Raw genomic sequence first — 18,743 nt, 5'->3', positions numbered from 1 at the left:
GGCAGGCCAAAAGCCGCGCTGGCACCCTTACTGAAGTCGCCGTGACCTCGCGCTAGGAATGCCGCTGCTGTCGGGTAACCATGTCCCAGTCCAGCCCGTAGCGCTGCAGATACTTCCGCAACCGATCCGCATCGTTTTGCACTTTACGTCGGCTGCGCGAGGCCGAAAAAAGCGTTCGGCCCGCAGCGCTCAGGCTCGACGCTTTGCGACAGGTGCGAATGACCTCGGCCAATTGCACCAGATCGAAGGGATCAACCTCATCCGTCTCGTCTCCTAGAACGTCTCTGACCAATCGCAGGTCCGTGTTCGACGTGCTGCTGTTCCAATCACGTAACAGCATCTCGATTTCTGCGGTGACCATCGCGCGGGTGATGCGCCCGCGCGGCGCAAGTGTGCAAAGCCGTCGGATCGAAGCGCTGAAATCCCGGAAGTTTCCCGGCCATGTCGTCGCCGGGTCGGTCGCAAACCTCAGATAGTGGTCGCGGGCATCGGCATTAAATCCGACCTGGATCCCCAATTCGCGTTCGGCGCGCGCCAGTTCATGGACAAGGTTGACCTCGACATCCTCCCGCCGATCCTTGAGCGATGGCAAGGTGAAACGCCACATGTTGAGACGTGCCAGCAAGTCGGGACGAAAGGCCCCCTCGGCGCTGAGCTGGCGGAGGTCCCTGTTGGCACCCGCGATGATATGAAACCGGCTCGTGATCTCGTGGTCCGATCCAAGAGGATAGAACCGCCCCGTCTCGATCGCATGCAGCAGAACCGATTGCGCGCCCAGGCCCAGCTCATCCACCTCATCCAGAAAAAGCACGCCGCCATCGGCCTCGCGCAACAAACCTCCACGCTCTGATCCGGCGTGGCCAAGATAGCTGCGCCTTTGGCCAAAAAGAGTGGCCAGCGCATCCGATCCATTCAGGGTCGCGCAGTTCACATGGACAAGCCGCCCCTTAACGCGCCGCCGCTCAAGCTTGAGGTTGTAGATCCGCTCGGCCAACTCGGTCTTGCCTGTACCCGTCTCTCCCAAAAGCAGGATCGGCGCGTCCGAATTGCTCGCCACCAGTTCGATACGGCCAATCACCTCGTTATAGGCGACACTCTTGGTGTCGATCCCGCCCTTCAACTGATCGCTATATTCGCGGGACAACTGATCAAACCGCTGCTGCAAGGCATTGTAGCGGCTCAGATCCAGGTCGATCATGTCAAACTTGGCCATCTCATCCTGCGCGCCCGGTGGCCCGGTCTGGATCAGCCGCGCCGGAACGTGGCGGCTTTCGGTCAGCAGGAACCAGCAGATCTGCGCCACATGCGTGCCCGTGGTCAGATGGACGTGATAGCGTTCTCGATCCTCATCGAAACCATAGGCCCGCGCGAAATCGAAGAGCTTCCCATAGACCTCCTGAAAATCCCAAGGGTCGGTCAGGTCGAGATTGCGCAACATCACCTCGGTATCGGGAGAGGTCGCCTGCACCTGATCGCGCACCTGACACGCGAGGCGATGAAACTTGCGGTCATAGAGGATTTCCAGCCGGTCAACATCGAATCCGGCATGCTCCACCAGGCTGATTGTTGGCTTCCAACGCCGCTTTTTCCCGGCATCGAGTTGCGTTCCAAGAAACCCCAGAACCACATTTCGCATAGTGATATCCAAATGGATAATTTCGTATAACCACGGATAGTATTTCAGGACGCCCTTTGGCGCAAGAAACGAATTATCCTTTTTAAATCAATATCTTAAGAGAATTCTCTTTTTTCTTCGGCGCTGCCCGTTGTCCGTGTCAAAACATCCTCGTCAACACAGAAGGACGAGAGAAATGGCAAACAAATCCGTGTTTGCATCGATAAAAGGCCGGTTGCTGCCGAAAGCCACCGCAAGGAACGCCGAGGCGGCGCCGGCCTACGCTTACTCCGATGCCCATGTCCTGGCTCAGATCGCTGTGACCGGCACGTTCGGGGGCATGTACTATCAGTGCGCCCAGGACGAGCTTGAATATGTTCTGGAAGTCGCCGAGGCCGTCGATCCGCGCTTTCTGGCGCAGACCGCGATCTATGCGCGCCAATCGGGCCATATGAAGGACATGCCGGCGGTTTTGCTGGCGATCCTGGCCCGGCGTGACCCGGTGCTCTTCCGCGCGGTCTTTGGCCGTGTGGTCGACACCGGAAAGATGCTGCGCACCTTCGTGCAGGTCGTCCGGTCCGGTCAGACGGGGCGCAAGTCTCTGGGATCTGCGCCCAAGGCGATGGTGCAGAACTGGCTGAACGACGCGTCTGACCGGGCGCTGATCGCGGCCAATATCGGCAACGATCCGTCCCTGGCGGACGTGATCCGGATGGTGCACCCCAAGCCCGCCGATGCGGCGCGGGAGGCGCTCTTTGCCTGGATCGTCGGGCGGCCTTGCGACATGGCCCTGCTGCCGCAAGCGTTGCAGGACTGGATCGCGTTCAAGGAGACCGGCAAAGGCCCGGTGCCCGAGGTGCCGTTCCAGATGCTCACGCAACTGGATCTGTCGGCGCAGCATTGGTCGCGGATCGCCCGCAAGGGCTCGTGGCAGATGGTGCGGCAGAACCTCAACACGTTCCTGCGCCACGGCGTGTTCGGCGTGACGAAGAACGTGGATCACGTGGCCAGCCTGCTTCGGGACCCCGAAGCCATCGCACGAGCCCGCGTCTTCCCCTACCAGCTGATGGTAGCGACGCAGAACGTGGCCCCCGAGATGCCGGACGAGATCGTGGAGGCGCTGCATGACGCGATGGAGATCGCGGTGCAGAACGTGCCGCGGATCGGCGGTCAGGTCGTGGTGTGCCCGGACGTGTCGGGCTCCATGATGGGGTCTATCACGGGCTACCGCCCGGGTGCCACCTCCAAGGTGCGCCATGTGGATGTGGCAGCGCTGGTCGCTGCGGCCTTCATGCGGGTCAACCGCGGGTGCCAGGTCCTGCCGTTCGACTTCGACGTGCGCAACGTGCGTCCGAGGCCGCGCGACACGATCCTGACCAATGCGGAGCGTCTGGCCGAACTGGCCGGGGGCGGAACGAACTGTTCCGCGCCGCTGAGGTGGCTGAACCGTCGCGGCAGGTCGCCGGATCTGGTGGTCTTCGTGTCCGACAACCAATCTTGGGTGGATGCCCGCAAAGGGGGACAGGGCACGGCGATGATGCGGCAATGGGAACCGATCAAGCGTCGCAACCCAAAGGCCAAACTGGTCTGCATCGACATCGCGCCCTACGGGACCACCCAGGCGCAGACGCGCGAGGATGTGCTGAATATCGGCGGGTTCTCGGATGCGGTCTTTGACCAGATCGCGGCCTTCGCCTCCGGTCAAACCGGCCCGGATCACTGGGTCGGCGAGATCGAGAAGATCGACATATGAAGCCGGGTCAGGCGGAATGCCTGCGGGACTACAGTCTGATTTCCTGTGAGATGTCTCGCAACCAGACTTGTCCGCCTGACCCACCTTGAAACACATTCTGGCGAATGCTGGTGGAACTACAGGTTAGAGCGCCGGTCCAACGGATCGGAGGCCGCGGGTTCGATCCCCGCCGCCCATTGGGCGTAGCTCAGTCATTCGTTTCATCGACCCTTGTCGCCAGACCCGAAACGAAAGGAACTGGCCCGGCGAATGCCGGTGGAACTACAGGACCCCTAATCCCCAGGTCGCGGGTTCAAATCCCGTCGCGTCCGCCACATTCCCTTTGGGATCATATGGACGCGTAGCTCAGTCTGGTAGAGCAGGTAGATGTTTCACCAAGCCTTGTCGCCGGGCCTTTTGCGCCCGTAGCTCAGTGGCAGAGCAGCCGCCTTTTAAGCGGCGTGTCGTGGGTTCGATCCCCACCGGGCACACCACGCAACCGGCCCGACCTCCGGATCAGGCCAGACACGAAAAAGGAGACACCCCGGCGAATGCCGAAGGAACTACATGCACCACCACCGGGATCACCGAGCGGGTTCAACTCCCCTCCTCGCAGGCGTCCAGACGGCAAACGCATGAGGCCAAGGCCTTTTGCGGGACGGGCCCCGGGTACGTTTCTTCCCCCTTGTCGCCGGGGCCAGATATGTTCGGCTGTAGCTCAGTTGGAAGAGCACCTGACTGTTAATCAGGGTGTCGCAGGTTCGAGCCCTGCCAGCCGAGCCACATAAAAGGAAAGGATTGCATCCGGGGGAATGCCCGCAGGATTACAGGCAGACGCGCCCGGCAACGGGTGGCATGGGCAACCATGCCGTGCTGGTTCAACCCCAGCCTGGGGCAACCCGGTGGCGGAAAAAAATCCTGCGCACCCTTGTCCCCCGGATCGGAGAGACGCGATGACACAAGACCACAACATTGATCCCGTCACCGGAGACCACCTCAAGGAATGGGGGTATCGCCCGGGTAAAAACTACCCCGACCTGCTGCGGCGCGCCAATGAGATGCGGGCCGAGGGCTTTGGGCTTGGGCGTATCCGGCAGGATCTGGAACGGGCCTTCCCACCACAGCCACCCCAAATTGCGTTGCGGGAGGCCGGCGCTGTCGCGTTTCATGAAAACATCGACGTCGGCCATCCCGACGAGGAAGATAATATCGGCAAGGTTCGTCAGACCATGACCGAATTGATGCGCACGCCCACCATCGAGGCCGGTGCCGTGATGCCCGATGCCTGCCCGGCAGGTCCGGTGGGCACGATCCCCGTAGGTGGCATTGCCGCCGCGCGCAATGCGATCCATCCGGGCATGCATTCGGCCGATATCTGCTGTTCGGTGATGATCACCGATCTGGGCAACGCCGACCCCAAGGCAGTCCTGGACGCCGCGCAGTCGGTTACGCATTTCGGCCCCGGTGGGCGTCCTCAAGGCAAGCGCTTTACCACCTCACTGAAGCTGCTCGACGCGTTCCGGGAAAATCCGTTTCTCAACAATCCCAAGGCGTTGCGCATGGCGCAGGAGCATATGGGCACGCAAGGCGACGGGAACCATTTCCTCTTCGTCGGCCGCTCCCGTGCGACGGGCCGCACGGCGATCGTGACCCATCACGGCTCTCGCGGTCCGGGTGCCGTGCTCTACAAGCACGGCATGTCGGTGGCCGAAAAGTTCCGCAAGAAACTGTCGCCTGAAACGCCGAAGCAGAACGCCTGGATCCCCGCCGATACCGAGGAAGGTCGCGACTATTGGGCGGCGCTGCAGCTCATCCGCAAATGGACCAAGGCCAACCACAACGCGATCCATCAGGCCACGGTGGAGGCCGCGAAGGTGGGCGATGTGGGCGACCGGTTCTGGAACGAACACAACTTCGTCTTCAAGCGGGACGACCTTTTCTACCACGGCAAAGGGGCCACCCCTGCCTGGGACGGGTATGCCGCTGATGCGACGGGCCTCACGCTGATCCCGCTCAACATGTCCGAACCCGTTTTGGTCGTGCGGGGCAAGGACGCCCCCTCCGGTCTGGGTTTCAGCCCGCATGGCGCGGGGCGCAACTTCTCCCGGTCCGAGCATCGCAGGCGGATGGGGTCGGTCACGCCGGAACAGATGCTGAAGGCCGAGACAAAGGGGCTCGATGTCCGCTTTCACGCAGGACAGGTCGATGCGTCCGAGTTGCCGTCAAGCTACAAGAACGCAGGAAGCGTCGTGGCACAGATCAAATCCTACGATCTGGCCGAGATCGAGGACTACATCGACCCCTATGGCTGCATCATGGCCGGTGACATCCCGCCCTTCTGGGCCAATCGGAAGAAGAGACGCAGATAGCGCGTCTCTTCCCGATGCGTGCGGCAACAGGATCTGGCGACGGACATCGCCGGGTCCTGTTGTTTGTCCGCACATATCGCTGGCATGCGCTCACCTTGGATGACCTGCAACACAAACGATTTACCCAGGAGAGCGGGAAGGTCAGAGTTTTCGCATTGGTCAGCTCACAAGAACACCCAAGACACAACGGTCCCTGATGCACGCCTAGCTTTTCACAATTCACCACCTAAAGTTGAATTTACAGCTTGTTATTCGCGCAGTGCCATTTCAGATTTGAGACGTGCTCACCAGTGTTTTGAGGCGCTGTTCTCCGGGATCCGTCCCGGGCGACGCCTTTTGTTTCGGTTTTCAGGTCAACGGCGATGTCATCTGTCAGAAGACGCATTCAAGCCGACCTGATCTATCGCTTTCTGACGCGCGTTCCGCTTCTGAAAGACCTCTGTTCCGAAAAACTGCGCAGCTTGTCGCAAGAGGCCACGCTTCTGGAATGCCCCAAGAAGCATGTCATCTTCGATGAAGGCGACACCTGCGCCAGTGGCTATGTGATCATGAAGGGGCTGGTGGATGCGATCTGGTTTGGCGATGACGGGCGCGAGGTGATCTGCCAGACCCACCGCCGCCACGAAGCGCTTGGTCTGCACGACACCGCCGACGACCTGCGCCGTGCGGCGACCTGCATCTGCGTCACCGACACCATCCTGATCCGCATCCCGCCACGACAATTCCGCCAGCTCATCGACGCGCCAGAGGTTCAAAACCGCCTTGCTCGGACCGCCCGCAAGGATATGCGCCATTTCCGCGAGGGCTATCGCCGGGTCACCATGTATGATCTGGAGACGCGCCTCGCCCTTTATCTTCATGACCTGAAACGCACCGAAGCCAGCGGGGATCACGTGATCATCGAAGACACCCAATTGCGCATCGCATCGAAAGTGCATGCCAGCAGAACCCGGGTGAACACGACCATCAAGAAATGGGTCGACCGGGGAGAGATCACCTATTCCAGCAACACGGTCGTCTTCCGGGAAGCGCATTCGTTCTGGTCTCGCTACGGCATCGAAGCGGACTAAATCGCAGGTGCTGTTACCTGCGTAACACCCCTCCCCGCTCCACCCGGTGCACCCTCGCTTCATACCGCACGGAGCGAGCGTATGACCAAACACAGCCCAATCAGAACGCAGCACGCGGCAACCTCCGCCCGGGATATCGAGGCGGTCTGGCGCATGCGATATCCAAGCTTTCTCAAAGCGGCGCACCGGCTTGCCAACGGCGATCACCATGTCGCCGAAGCCCTGGTGTCGCGGACCACCATCCGCATCCTCGAATATGTCCGCACATCCGACGAGCCCATCCAGAACATCGAGGCGTTCTTTTTCACGTCGCTGCGCAACAGCGCGATGGATCACTGGCGGCGCAAACGGCGCGATACCGACGGACTGCGCGATCTTGGTCATCATCTCCGCCAAAAGCAGGACAAGGATCAGACCCTCAGCCACGTGATGGCGCGCCAGGAATTGCGCGACATCGCGCGACATCTGTCACGGCTGCCGCCCGAGATGGCCGAACCGGTTCGCCTGAGGATCCTGCAAAACCAGCCCTATGCGCGGATCGCCGAACGGTTCGGCATTTCCGAGGCACTCGCCCGCAAGCGGGTTCAGATCGCCCGCCGCCAGCTTCGCGATGTCCTCCGTCGGGATAACTTGGCCGCCTCCCGTCACAAATCCGCGCGTATCGCGTCTTGTTCAACAAAGCACACTCAACCCTCAGGAGATCCAGATGCCCAATGATGGTCCGACCACACCGGTGAATTCTCAGATCACCGACGCCGTGACCCAGACCAATGTCGAAGTGGTCGCGGTCTCCCCTGCCCAGTCGCTGGGCATGCTTTACCAGATGGCCACGCATTCCGCGGGTCTGTCGATGCAGAACTCGGTCTCCAGCCAGCAGAACCTCAACCAGATCGCCAACGCCGTGGTGTCCACCGCCGTTCGGGAAATCCTCAACGTCGGGACGAGCAGCTCGGGATCCGGCGGTGGCGGCGGCACACCATAACCCGGTGCCGAGATGTGGTCTTTTCTGGAGAAACTGATGTCTGACAAAACGTCCTCTGGCCCGGGCAAAGGCGGCTCATCCGACGCATCAAAGGACCTCGAAAAGGCATTTGATGCATTCGAAACCGAGATCCTGGAGACCGTGGAGAAAACGGTCGACGACAAATTAGAGACCGAGGCGCAAAAAGCTGAAGACACGATTGCCGATACGGAGAAAGAGGTTCAGGCCGAGATCGACAAAACCATCGATGCGCTGAAACCCAAACCCGAAGATGCGCAAGAGGCCGACCCTGAACCTGAAGCACCTGAAGTGGTGGAGCCGCCGAAATCCGCGATCAGCGATTACCGTCGCCTGGCTTTTGGGACGCCTCGCGATGAAACGCCCGCCGGTGCCCCTCTCGACAAGCCCGCACTGCCAGCAGCGGGGGCCGACGATACATCGGCGCTGAATGCCGCTGCGGTGCAATCGGTGAGCTTTCAGAATGAAGAGGCCAAGACATACGCGCCGACAATGGTGGTGACACCCCCCGATCAGATGATCGGTCAGGCCGCCGGTTTGGCCGCGCAGGCATCGGCCCAATACTTCGATTCAATGACAAAGGTCGTGATGGCCAGCCAATCGGTCATGCTGAAGAAAATGGCCGAGAACGTGGCCTCGGGCGAGCTGATGCAGGCAGCCGAGGACGGTCTGGTGATCGCCGAAACCGAACTGCTGCTGGCCGGCGCCATGGCCGTTGCCGCAGCCGGCGGCGCGATGGAGGCGGAATCCGCCAGCTTCGGCATCTCGAAAATCAACGAAAGCGTCCAGGCCCGCACGGCCAATGCCAAGGCCAAGGGCGGCTGAGCAAAACCGACAAGGATGATGATATGCCTCTTTCCCCGATTACAAACGAAGTCAGCTGGTTCACCGGTCCCGCTGTGGAAGCCAAGAAATCACTGCTGCGCCAGACCGACTCTACCTACCTGATGCAAATTCTCCAAAACTCGCTTCGTGCCACCGGCCCACTTGAGCAAGTCGCCCGAAACGTGCAGCGCATCGCAAATCAGGCGAGAAGCGTGGTCGCTGGCGACCCCGTCGCGGCACCGATCACAACGGGTGGCACGTCGATCTGGCAGGGCTACGTCCCCAACGGAAATGACGACTTCTCCGTCAACGTGCGCATCATCTCCGGCCTGAACCTGATGCGTGGCGATGCGGTCATCAATCCGCTGGCGTTCGGTGACTTTGGGCGCGCCTTTGCAGATATGGCCACGCATGTCCCCCAAAACGAAAATCCAGGTTTTTACGCCATAGGGCAGCTGGTAAAATCACTTCAGAACGCACAAGCCTTTAACCCAACAACAAACCGGATCCGCGTGAAACGCCGGGATATTCTGGATCAGGTCCCCGGGGTTGGCATTACGCAATGGTACCTTCCCAGTGACGATGTTTTGGGGACGATGGACCGCTTGCTGGGGTATTACGAAACGGGCGACATCTCGGGCACCACAACCGATACGCTTGCGGTTCTGGGCATGATGCAAACGCTCGGCGCGAACACCGAAATCGGGCCCGTTGGCCCTATCAAGGTCCAGATCGCAACCATGGTCAACAACGGCCTCGCCTTTGTCAGCTTTGCTGGAATGGTGATTCAAATGCACCATTCCATGCCCGAATGTATGATGGCCATCAATCTTATGCCGCGTGATCTGGGCGATGGCGCTCCCGTGATCAATCAGATCTACTCGCCCCTCCTCAGCAACGCAAATCTGGGCGAGATTGCCACGACCTACATGGCTTGGCAGCAGGCCAGATACACCTCCCTTGGCGGAATTGGCCCATATCCGCCCAACGGGATGCGTATGCTCATCGTGATCCAGGACATCTTTCAGATGCCCAACAGGGCTAGCGCCATGAATGAGGTCGCGTGTATCATTCCCTTCACCTATGCGAATATGACAAACAGTCCGAATGTGTTCGGACAATGGTTCTACAACGCCACCGTTGAGCTGCTGAACGACGCAAATCCAGGTCCGGCAATCACGCTTGAAAAACTGTCGAACCGTATTTTCTCACTCTGGTTCAGTGGGCAATTCAATACAGCGATACAACTTGCTTCCGTCGTGCCCGCTGTGCAGCACGGCATGGCACTGCCAGCTGGCACACCCGCTCCGGGCGCGGATTATCAGGGGATCGTCGCGCCGTTCGACCCTGCAGCCGAATATGGCAAGGTTGAGCCTGTTGTTGTGTGACACCGCGACGAACCGGAGCGGCTTCACGAAAGCGGCTCCGGGGCGTCATCTAAGTGACCCCATTCATAGCGCTGGAGCCCGCCATGACCGAAGAGATTGAAATTTTGCGCAGCCGCACCGACGAAGTCCTGGTTCAGGTCCTCTCGCAATGGAGCCAGAGCGTCATTCTGTGTCAGGACCGCCCCCTGCCGCCGTTCAGCACCCTCGCCAGCAGTCTGACGACCGCGCGCGACATGCTGGCGGACGCCGCATGCGCCGCCCGCACGCTGGAGGAGATGGAGAGCACGGCGTTTGACGCGGAGTTCGAGGACGACACCGACTGCACCGAACGTCGTGTCAGCGTCGATATCGAAGAGCGCGAGGTCAAGAAAACCACGTCCGGAAAGGCGACCAGAAAATGAACAGCTTCGAAGACGACCTCTCGCGTCTGATCACACTGGCCCAATCCTGGGCCGGACGGGAGCTGGGGCAGAGCGATGTTCTCAAACTGGTGCAATGGTTGCAAAACCAAAGAGCGGGTACGACGGCATCGCCGACGGCCGTGGATCAGGGCCTCGCCGCCGCATCTGCCGCGATAAACCAGGGCCGTCAGGCCGCCGAGGCCGCGATGAGCCAGGCTGCGCAAGCCAGCCAAGCGGGTCCCAACGCCCCACCGCCGCAATCCCCACCGCCGCCGCAATCCCTTCAGGAGCGGATTGCGAGCACCGAAGAGCGCGTCATCAGCGAAATGCTGAAACCCGCCATCCACCCCGAACAGGGCAGCATAACGGAGGCGCAGTTTGCGCAGCTCTCGCAGAGCCTGACGCGGATCATCCAGATCCAGGTGCGCGAACAGATCGAAAAGGGGCTGGCCGAGCTTGACGCCAAGGTGGATCTGAAACTGGCTGAATTCGTAAGCGAAGCCGAGGTCAAACTGACCAATATCGCCAATGACGCGACCGAAATCTGCAACAGGCTGTCTGCGGATATCCGTGAGCAGCTTGTCCGCGACATGGCCGAAGAGGCGCGCAAACGGCCCACGCGCAAAAAAGACTAAGCCTCTTTCACAGAACGATTTTTCAGACGTCTTATAAACAGAAACCCAGATGCAAGGAGCAACGCGATGGTAAGTCGGAGCGCCGCGAATTCCCAGGTGACCGATGCGGTCAGCCAATCGAATGTCAAAGTTCTCGGAGAGGCGCCGTCGATGTCACAAGGCGTCAACTTCCAAACGCTCGCCCACTCGACCGGGGCGTTGTTCTCAAGCTCGGTCGCGAATGCCCAGAACCAGACCATGCTGGGCTACGCGAATTCGAGCCAGGGTGTGACGCAGGTCTACAGCGTCAACACCAAGGCGGATGCGGGGGATGCGATGAAAATCGCGGAAATCGGCGAAGCGTCGCATCTCGCCACGCTCCTGACCGTTCTGCAATCCCTGGAAAGATAACCACCCTTCTACCCCGATCACTCAACAAGGAGATATGCCATGGCTTGGCCAACGAGAGTGAACTCTCAAATCACAGACGCGGTTACCCAGAGCAATGTTCAGGTTGTGGGCGACGCGCCTGCGATAGCGATGGGCTCGGTCTTTCAGACCATGGGCCAGTCGACCGGTATCCTGGTTCAGAATGCCGTCGCGGCCAACCAGCAGCAGACATCGCTGGCCCAGGCCAGCACGAACCAGGGTGTCATGCAGGTCTACAGCCTCGACACCACAGCGGTGGCCGGCGCGTCCGAGAAGGTGGCACAGGTGGGTGTCGCCGACAATCTGACCAGCCTGCTCACCGTGATGAACGCGTTCAAATAAGTCCAAACCCCGTCCCTAACCCCAGTGCCAGACAAGGAGATCCTAAATGACTTGGCCAACTGCAGTGAACGACCAGATCACCGACGCGGTGACGCAATCGAACGTCAAGGTCGTGGGCGAAGCCCCCGCCATGGCGATGGGCACGGTCTATCAGACCATGGCCCATTCGACCGGTATCCTCTTTGAGAACGCGGTCGCTTCGGCCCAGCAACAGAACACGCTCAGCCAGGCCGCGGCCAATCAGGGTGTGATGCAGATCTACAGCCTCGACACCACGGCCGCCGCAGGCGCGTCCGAAAAGATCGGACAGACCGGCGTGGCCGACAATCTGACCAGCCTTCTGACCGTGCTCAACGCGTTCAAATCCTCGACCCCGTCGGGCGGCATCTGAGATCGCTCTCGACCAACAGCGCGGGGCGCCCTTTCCGGGCGCCCCGTTTGCGATTCCCGCCCCCAAAGATGGGTGTGACACACCGGTTTCTGCCGGTGCACAGCATTCGCAATTCTTCTTTGACGGCAGATGAACTCAAGCCAGCCGCAATGTCGCCTCCGACGCTTCAAGTTGAGAAATGCCGGGCCGGGTGACATATCCCATCTTCATCAGCCACATGATATGCGCGACTGAGGTCTCACCGTCGCAGCCCGTTGTCTTGGAAACACGCTCTGCCGCCTCGCCAAGGGTCATGCCAGGTCCGGCAAGAACCGAGAACACCGAGACCAGGACAGGCCGCGACAAAAGCCCCGTCACACTCAGATGCGCCGGCAACGGCACCTTTCCCGACAGTACTTCCGCGGCCTGCGGGTCCAACGCGATGGGTGTGGTCAGCGGCAGCGTTTCCGTCGCGTAATGCCCAAAGATGGGAAAAAGGTTACGGCCCTCATAGTCCGGCTGGCGATGCCATTCGGTCATCCGGGCTCTTTCCGAAAGATCGGACCACAGGTCGAAATAAGACGCGATAATGCTTCTCCAGCTATACCGCTCAAGCGCCCGCTTTCGGGACACATCCCCCAGCTTTCGGCGTAGATCGGCATCCTCCACCAACTGGCCCAGCCGCGCCAGCATCGCATCGGGATCTACGACGACACGCTGGCCAAAGCTCAGATGATCGAACATGTCCATCCCGTCATAAAGCCCCGACGAGGCGCTGAGCGCATCGTCGGACCCGGCGATGGCTGTTGGAATGCGAAAGCCCGTTGCCCCTTCGACCACCGTATCGCGATAGCCGTCCCAATCCGACACGACCTGTGGAACCCCGCTTGCCATCGCCTCGACCGGCGTGATGCCAAAAGTTTCCTGAATGCTGTCGGCGGGAGAGACGAAAATGTCCGCCGCCGCGTGATAAACGTGGCGCATGTCGGTGGGAACCTCGCGGAACATCACATGCTCCCCGATGCCCAGCGCTCGGATATGGGCCTGCAACGACATCTCCGCGAAAGAGTGGCCGGAACCGCCGATCATCAGCTTGGGCCGCTGGACCCCGTGCGACCTCAGAAGCTTGGCAAAGACATTGAGGAGAGGAAGCAGGTCGGCCTTGTCGAGTGCCGAGATCCGACCGATCCAGCCGATCAGCACGCCGTCCTCCGGCAGACCCAGCTCTTGCCGGACCACGCTCTTGTCGCGCGGCCGGAACAGATCGGTGTCCACGCCAATCGGGATCACGGGCGTCTGCGGCTCGAACGAAAGCTTCAGCCCGTGACTGGCTGCCAGCGCATCGGAAACAGATGCGATCATGTTCAAAAAGGTCTGACGCGCCGACCAGGTCGGGCAGACCATCGCATCGCAAGGCAAGCCCGGTTGCAGCAACATCCGAAGAATCCAGGCATGCGCGAGATAAGGATAGCTGAAGACATGAGGCGTGGCCGTCACGGGAAAGAGTGTGCGGCCATACCGGGCGCGCAGATCGTGCGCCATGTTCAGATTGCCATCGGGGTCGTGAAAATGGGTCAGCGCCAAGGACCCGAAATCACGCTTGGCCGCGCGCATCTCGGAAAACCGCAGCGTGACATCCGGCCCTGCAAGCGCTTCTAGATGAGCGGTATCCGCCGTCCGGCGCGACAAAAGCGGGCCGTTGTAGAACAGGCACAATTCCGACGCGGGTGCGTGCGAAACCAGGGCTTCGCAAAAACCGTCCACCGCGATATCGCGGCCAAAGACACCGTTGCGATCCTGTTGAGGCTCCGGGAAATCGACAAAAAGGCCGATCCGCTTCGACGGCCCCGTCATGGCGCGATACCGGTCTGGCGCAGCGCAAGTTCCAGGCTGGCCGCGCTATAGAATGGCAGCACCGCCTCGTCAGAGCCGGACGCGCGCCAGTCTTCGAAATCCCGTTGCAGCCGATCCCGGTCGACAAGCCCAAGCCGCGCCAGACGCGCCCCTCCGAACAGACGCTGGACGGGGGCGAAAGAGCCGTTGCGCATGCCCGATGCAAGGGCCGGCAGGAAACTGTCCACGCGACGGGATCCTGCGACGATTTCCGGGCAGCCGATCCGCCGCAACATCTCGCGTTCGATCCGGCGCCCGGCCCGCCATTCCCAAGGCAGGGCGGCACAGAACCGCGCCAGTTCAGGAGTGCAAAGGGGGTGGATCGGCCAGATCCCATGCCGCATGTAAAGCGCGGCCCCGTAGGCCACGGTTTCCAGCGCCGATCCCTCGATGGCCGCGCGCGGGGCGGTCTCCGGCGCATATCCCCGCATCGCAGACAACGCATCGGAGGTCAGAAAGTCCGCATCGATCCGCTCTTCTCCGGCCGGTTCGAACGGCGCGAGATGGGAGGGCACCGGCGGCTCCCCCGGATGCAGGCCGCAGAGCTCATCTCCGCCAAAACCCGTGAACATGGCCGAAACACCCAACTCCCGCGCCTGTCCCAGAAGATGGGCAACCCCCTCTTCATAGGTCTCTTCCCAGGGCACCGACCCGATCCCCTCCCACCGTGGGGAATTGGGAGCGAGCGGGACAGCCTTTTCAAGATCGAAGAGATGATCCTCAAATCCAAAGCGCTCGATCATCGACAAGCGCCGCTCTGACTGTCCGTCCATCTCCGGCAAGCGCAAACCGAAGGTGAAAAGCCCCTCAAGCTGATCCTGCGCCACGATCGATACAAGCGCGGAATCGAGGCCCCCGCTCAGCTCCGACCCATAGCAGACATCGGGGTGGATCATCCGCTCCATCGACGCTTTCAGCATATCGAGCGCCACGGCAACCGGATCCCCGCCGGGTCGCAGTGCCGTCGCCCTGGGCTGCGGCCAGTCCGGTGCTGAAAGATGACGCAACGGCTGGCCCGGGCTCCAATCGACGATGCTGTCCGCAACGGCCAGTTCCAGCCCCTCAAACAGCGTGTGCGGCCCATAGGGCATGTCGAAATTTCGCAGGAACAAGGCCGCGGCACCGGGCCGCAAGGCGGTCACCTCCGGCAGCAGACATTGCGGATCCCAGTCCCCGATCAGCGCGGTGTCGGACGGCATCAGAAAGACCGGCGCATTGCCGCCCCGTCCGCTGCGCAACCGGACGCGGCGCGCCTTATGGTCGATCAAAAGGACGAGCATATCCAAAGGCCAGCGCCGCAAAGCGCCCAGCGCCTTGTGAAAGCCCGACGCAGACAGAACGCGGTCCCGCGCCGGCACTCGGCCCCGCTCGCGCACCACGATGCAGGTCTGACCGGGCGATTGGATCAGCATGTTTTCCAACATCGGGTTCCGAAACGGAACGACCCGGCTGTCCCCGGCGACAAGCGCCCGTCCGGCGCGTTGCCACGGCTCTGACAGGTCGTCGCTGTTGATGCGGAATTTCAGCATTCGTCCGGCCTCCCCACCAGTTCGTCCATCATCTGAACGACCTCCAGACCCTTTCGGCGCACCAGACCGCCGGTGACGACCAAATGGCGGTCGCGTGGACTGTCCTGCCAGAGATACGCATTCTCGTCGTGATCGTACCAATCCATCACGAAATTCACCGTCGGATGTCGCGGGGCGAGGTCGAATTCGATTGCGTGTTCCACCAGATGCAGGATGTGCTGGTCTTCGATCTCCGCCTGCACGTCACCATCTTCGGATGTCCTGGCGGAAAAGGCCGACAATGCGCCTTGTGGAATGTCGGTCGTGACAAACGCGGCGGGAAAAAACAGCCCCGTGGGCAGCTCGATCACGTCCTCGACGTCTTGCCCGCGGCTATCGGCACGGTTCTGATCGTCCCAGGCGGCGGTTCCGACAAGAGGACGCGCTCGCTTGTCGAGCGCTTCGGCAAGCACGTCCCCAAAGTAGGTCTGGATCGCAAGATCCCCCACAACGATGCCGTCGCGCACAAGAAAATGCCCGGTCATCTGCGCGTCGGGGCGCGACATGCCGGTTGCGATATCAAAGGCCTGCCCCTCGAACGCGCCCCAAAGCAAATCGTTGATCCGAACGTCGAGGCCCGCCCGACCGACAAGACAATCCGACAATTGCAGCCTGCCCGCAGGAATGATTTCGCCAGTATTCAGCCTGACCGGACAGTCCATTCCAAGGACCTGTTCAATGTCCCGGTCACCGACACGGTAGCTGAGGTAAATCATGTTCTCCTGACGCGGGGCCGGCACTTCGCGCACAAGTTCCAACTCGGCCAGGCTCTCGTTTCCATCGCGATCCGCGGCCATGACCAGCGCCCCCTGTGCCAGATGGGTCGGTAAGAGAACCCCGCCTTCGCCCGCGATCACACCAGCGCCCAGGCTGCCTTCGGAGCACGGGCACATGCAGATTGTCCCGTCGACTTTCAGCAACACCGGTCTTCCGGGCTTCAAGCCTAGGTCGTGACATACGACACCAATGGTCCGCCGGTTCTCAAGGCAGAACTCGGCAGGGCAGCGGGGTATTGGGAGTTGATCTGACATCGGCTGAACCTCAATGATGGAGGGACGGGGCGCGTCAAACGCCCCGCCTCTTTCGCTTCTGCGTTAACGCTTCTTGCGCCGCTGACGATCGTTTCCGCCCAGCTTCTTGGTCGGACGCCCGCCTTTCTTCTTGCGTTGGCGATCCCGAGCGCCCGCACCTTTTCCAAGAAGCGCGTCTTCCGACCCGTCCTCTTCTCCAAAGACCTCCACAAGACGGTATTTCTTCTTGCGCTGGCGGTCCCTTGGGCCGGCGATCTTGGCAAAGGGTCCTTCGACATTGCCGCCTTCGTCGTCCTCCATGCGGCGCTTTTTGCGGCGCTGACGGTCCCTTGCGCCGGAGATCTTGGCCAGAAGATCCTCGCCGCCATCCTCTTCCTCAAACCGCCGCTTCTTGCGGCGCTGGCGATCCCGTGCGCCAGAGATCTTGGCTAGAAGATCCTCGCCGCCATCCTCTTCCTCGAACCGATGCTTCTTGCGACGCTGACGGTCACGTGCGCCGGAGATCTTGGCCAGCAGATCCTCACCTTCCGCAGCCGCAGGCAGACGCCGTTTCTTGCGACGCTGACGATCACGCACGCCGGTGAACTTGGCCATGGTGGTCCCGGTCTCCGGGTCCTCCTCGGCCTCGAAAAGCCAGCTTCCGTCGTCGATCAGCAGACCCTCATCTTCGTCATCCTCGTCATCGTCATAAGGCGGCTCGGGTTCCGCGCAGAGCGAGCACTCAGGTGCGGTCGGCGAGACCTTGGCCGCTTCGAATGTCTTCAGACGACATTCGTTCGATGGATAGGGCTGGCCCATATGATCGACGTCAAAGGCTTCGTCTTCGACCGTGTCGCCTTTCTTGCGAAGATAGCGGTAAAGGGTGCGCATCTGCGCAATCGCCTCATCCAGCTTCGAGAAATACTCGACCCCGAACCAGACCGATCTCAGGACAATCGAGGCCCCGAACCAGTCTGCCTGCCCTTCGCAGGTCACGCCGTCTTCGAATTGCGGTTTGCCCAGCAGATGGCCGACCTCGTGCGCGATGGCCAGCGTGACCCCGTCGATATCAAACCCTTCGACCCGCGCCAGACCGCCCGAGAGATAGACTTTCTGATCTCCGCTCAGCGTATCGACCCAGGAATACGAATTGATATCGTCGTCGTACCAGTTGAACTCAAACTGAATGTCCGGATAGTTGGTGGCGAAGAGATTGTTCAGAATGAACTCGCACATATCCAGCCGGTACTGATCCGACAGCGGCAGCTTCTTGGCCTTCCTTTCCAGCGCATTTGCCTGCCATTCCGGCAGGAACGCACTGGCATGTTCGGGCACATCCACGTGAAAATGCTCCGCGGGAATGAAAACGCCGTTTGCAAGCCGCAGAACACCCAGGCTGCCGCTGGCTGGATCCATGCCGTTCTTCTCGCGCCATTCGGCGCTGCCGATGAAGGGCCGACCGTTATCCGCAAGATCCTTGGTTTCGTCCGCGTTAATCGGGAAATTGACGTAGACCGAAACGGCATAATCCCCCGTCACGACCCCGTCCGTGAGAACCAGATGGCCCTCCAGATCCGCGTTGGGCTTTTCCAGGCTGGTCGCGAATTCGAAGAACTGGCCGACATAGGTGCCCCAGCGGACCTCCTTGATTTCAACCTCGTTTCCGTTGTCGTCAACCAGACGGTCCTTGAGCTGAAGAACGCCTGCGCCAACCAGATTGCCATCGGCCAGCAGGAACGGGTGATCCATGGTCACGACACGCTCAATCTCGACACCATCGAGGATGTATTTGAGATAGATCGTGTTCTCGGTCTCCGCGACGGCAGTGCCGACGATGGATTCGACGATCTTTGGCTTGAACTCAAGGCTGCGCCCGGCGGCCAGAACCGTGGTCTGACCCTGTTCAATCGCTTCGACGGGGATCTCTTCTCCATGACCGTCGGTCACCATTGTGCCTTCGCCAACACAGCTGCAGATGCAGTAGCAGGTCTTGCCATTGACCTGATACATGATCCACTTGCCGGCCTTCTGGCCCAGCGCGTGGCAACTGGCGTCGATATTCGGTTTTTCCGGGACGCAGAAGCCGTCCCCGCAATAGTCTACACTCATCTCAAGTC

The 18,743-nt window shown here is 60.8% G+C and carries 17 protein-coding genes and 2 tRNA genes; 14 read left to right on the top strand and 5 right to left on the bottom strand.

Going from position 1 to position 18,743, the window contains the following annotated elements; translation table 11 throughout:
- Nucleotides 1–52: 52 nt before the first annotated feature.
- On the bottom strand, nt 53–1,636 hold the full coding sequence (gene rtcR, locus CFI11_RS08155) for an RNA repair transcriptional activator RtcR (protein ID WP_130404825.1): 1,584 nt from the start codon (nt 1,634–1,636) through the stop codon (nt 53–55).
- Nucleotides 1,637–1,811: 175 nt separating this feature from the next.
- Here rtcR and CFI11_RS08150 point away from each other — a divergent pair, with 175 nt between their 5' ends.
- The 14 genes from CFI11_RS08150 (at nt 1,812) to CFI11_RS08085 (ending at nt 12,176) form a co-directional block, all read left to right on the top strand.
- Nucleotides 1,812–3,368 (top strand): TROVE domain-containing protein, encoded by a 1,557-nt coding sequence (locus CFI11_RS08150; protein ID WP_130404823.1) that lies wholly within the window; start codon nt 1,812–1,814, stop codon nt 3,366–3,368.
- A 398-nt stretch (nt 3,369–3,766) separates the two neighbouring features.
- Nucleotides 3,767–3,841, top strand: a tRNA-Lys gene (locus CFI11_RS08145).
- Nucleotides 3,842–4,054: 213 nt separating this feature from the next.
- Nucleotides 4,055–4,130, top strand: a tRNA-Asn gene (locus tag CFI11_RS08140).
- 170 nt (nt 4,131–4,300) lie between these two features.
- The gene (locus tag CFI11_RS08135) at nt 4,301–5,716 is read left to right on the top strand and encodes an RtcB family protein (protein ID WP_130404821.1); all 1,416 of its coding nucleotides are present in this window, start codon (nt 4,301–4,303) and stop codon (nt 5,714–5,716) included.
- A gap of 362 nt (nt 5,717–6,078) precedes the next feature.
- Complete coding sequence (locus CFI11_RS08130; RefSeq protein ID WP_130404819.1) at nt 6,079–6,786, top strand: Crp/Fnr family transcriptional regulator; 708 nt, start codon at nt 6,079–6,081, stop codon at nt 6,784–6,786.
- 81 nt (nt 6,787–6,867) lie between these two features.
- Nucleotides 6,868–7,503: an RNA polymerase sigma factor gene (locus CFI11_RS08125; protein WP_130404817.1), complete on the top strand. Its 636-nt coding sequence runs from the start codon at nt 6,868–6,870 to the stop codon at nt 7,501–7,503.
- Nucleotides 7,493–7,768, top strand: a complete 276-nt coding sequence (locus CFI11_RS08120; RefSeq protein WP_130404815.1) for a RebB family R body protein — start codon at nt 7,493–7,495, stop codon at nt 7,766–7,768. Before CFI11_RS08125 ends, CFI11_RS08120 begins: the two co-directional genes overlap by 11 nt.
- Nucleotides 7,769–7,804: 36 nt before the next feature.
- Complete coding sequence (locus CFI11_RS24475; RefSeq protein WP_217358762.1) at nt 7,805–8,611, top strand: hypothetical protein; 807 nt, start codon at nt 7,805–7,807, stop codon at nt 8,609–8,611.
- Between the two features lie 23 nt (nt 8,612–8,634).
- Complete coding sequence (locus CFI11_RS08110; RefSeq protein ID WP_254449047.1) at nt 8,635–9,999, top strand: hypothetical protein; 1,365 nt, start codon at nt 8,635–8,637, stop codon at nt 9,997–9,999.
- Between the two features lie 53 nt (nt 10,000–10,052).
- Nucleotides 10,053–10,400: a hypothetical protein gene (locus CFI11_RS08105; RefSeq protein WP_254449046.1), complete on the top strand. Its 348-nt coding sequence runs from the start codon at nt 10,053–10,055 to the stop codon at nt 10,398–10,400.
- Nucleotides 10,397–11,035 (top strand): hypothetical protein, encoded by a 639-nt coding sequence (locus CFI11_RS08100; protein WP_130404813.1) that lies wholly within the window; start codon nt 10,397–10,399, stop codon nt 11,033–11,035. The genes CFI11_RS08105 and CFI11_RS08100 overlap by 4 nt, the downstream gene beginning before the upstream one ends.
- A gap of 66 nt (nt 11,036–11,101) precedes the next feature.
- Nucleotides 11,102–11,425 (top strand): RebB family R body protein, encoded by a 324-nt coding sequence (locus tag CFI11_RS08095; RefSeq protein ID WP_130404811.1) that lies wholly within the window; start codon nt 11,102–11,104, stop codon nt 11,423–11,425.
- Nucleotides 11,426–11,464: 39 nt separating this feature from the next.
- Complete coding sequence (locus tag CFI11_RS08090; protein ID WP_130404809.1) at nt 11,465–11,785, top strand: RebB family R body protein; 321 nt, start codon at nt 11,465–11,467, stop codon at nt 11,783–11,785.
- A 46-nt stretch (nt 11,786–11,831) separates the two neighbouring features.
- The gene (locus CFI11_RS08085; RefSeq protein ID WP_130404807.1) at nt 11,832–12,176 is read left to right on the top strand and encodes a RebB family R body protein; all 345 of its coding nucleotides are present in this window, start codon (nt 11,832–11,834) and stop codon (nt 12,174–12,176) included.
- 135 nt (nt 12,177–12,311) lie between these two features.
- Here the strand turns inward: CFI11_RS08085 and CFI11_RS08080 are convergent, their stop codons facing one another.
- The 4 genes from CFI11_RS08080 to CFI11_RS08065 all read right to left on the bottom strand — a co-directional run bounded on the left by CFI11_RS08080 (nt 12,312) and on the right by CFI11_RS08065 (nt 18,735).
- Complete coding sequence (locus tag CFI11_RS08080) at nt 12,312–14,009, bottom strand: glycosyltransferase family 4 protein (RefSeq protein ID WP_130404805.1); 1,698 nt, start codon at nt 14,007–14,009, stop codon at nt 12,312–12,314.
- Complete coding sequence (locus tag CFI11_RS08075; protein ID WP_130404803.1) at nt 14,006–15,577, bottom strand: asparagine synthase C-terminal domain-containing protein; 1,572 nt, start codon at nt 15,575–15,577, stop codon at nt 14,006–14,008. The genes CFI11_RS08080 and CFI11_RS08075 overlap by 4 nt, the downstream gene beginning before the upstream one ends.
- Nucleotides 15,571–16,539 (bottom strand): hypothetical protein, encoded by a 969-nt coding sequence (locus tag CFI11_RS08070; protein WP_130404801.1) that lies wholly within the window; start codon nt 16,537–16,539, stop codon nt 15,571–15,573. The genes CFI11_RS08075 and CFI11_RS08070 overlap by 7 nt, the downstream gene beginning before the upstream one ends.
- A 171-nt stretch (nt 16,540–16,710) precedes the next feature.
- Entirely contained in the window at nt 16,711–18,735 is a 2,025-nt protein-coding gene (locus tag CFI11_RS08065; protein ID WP_174843488.1) for a hypothetical protein, read from the bottom strand.
- Between the last annotated feature and the right edge of the window lie 8 nt (nt 18,736–18,743).

Source organism: Thalassococcus sp. S3, assembly GCF_004216475.1.
In the GTDB taxonomy this organism is placed as follows: domain Bacteria; phylum Pseudomonadota; class Alphaproteobacteria; order Rhodobacterales; family Rhodobacteraceae.
This window is presented reverse-complemented; position numbering and strand designations above follow the sequence as displayed.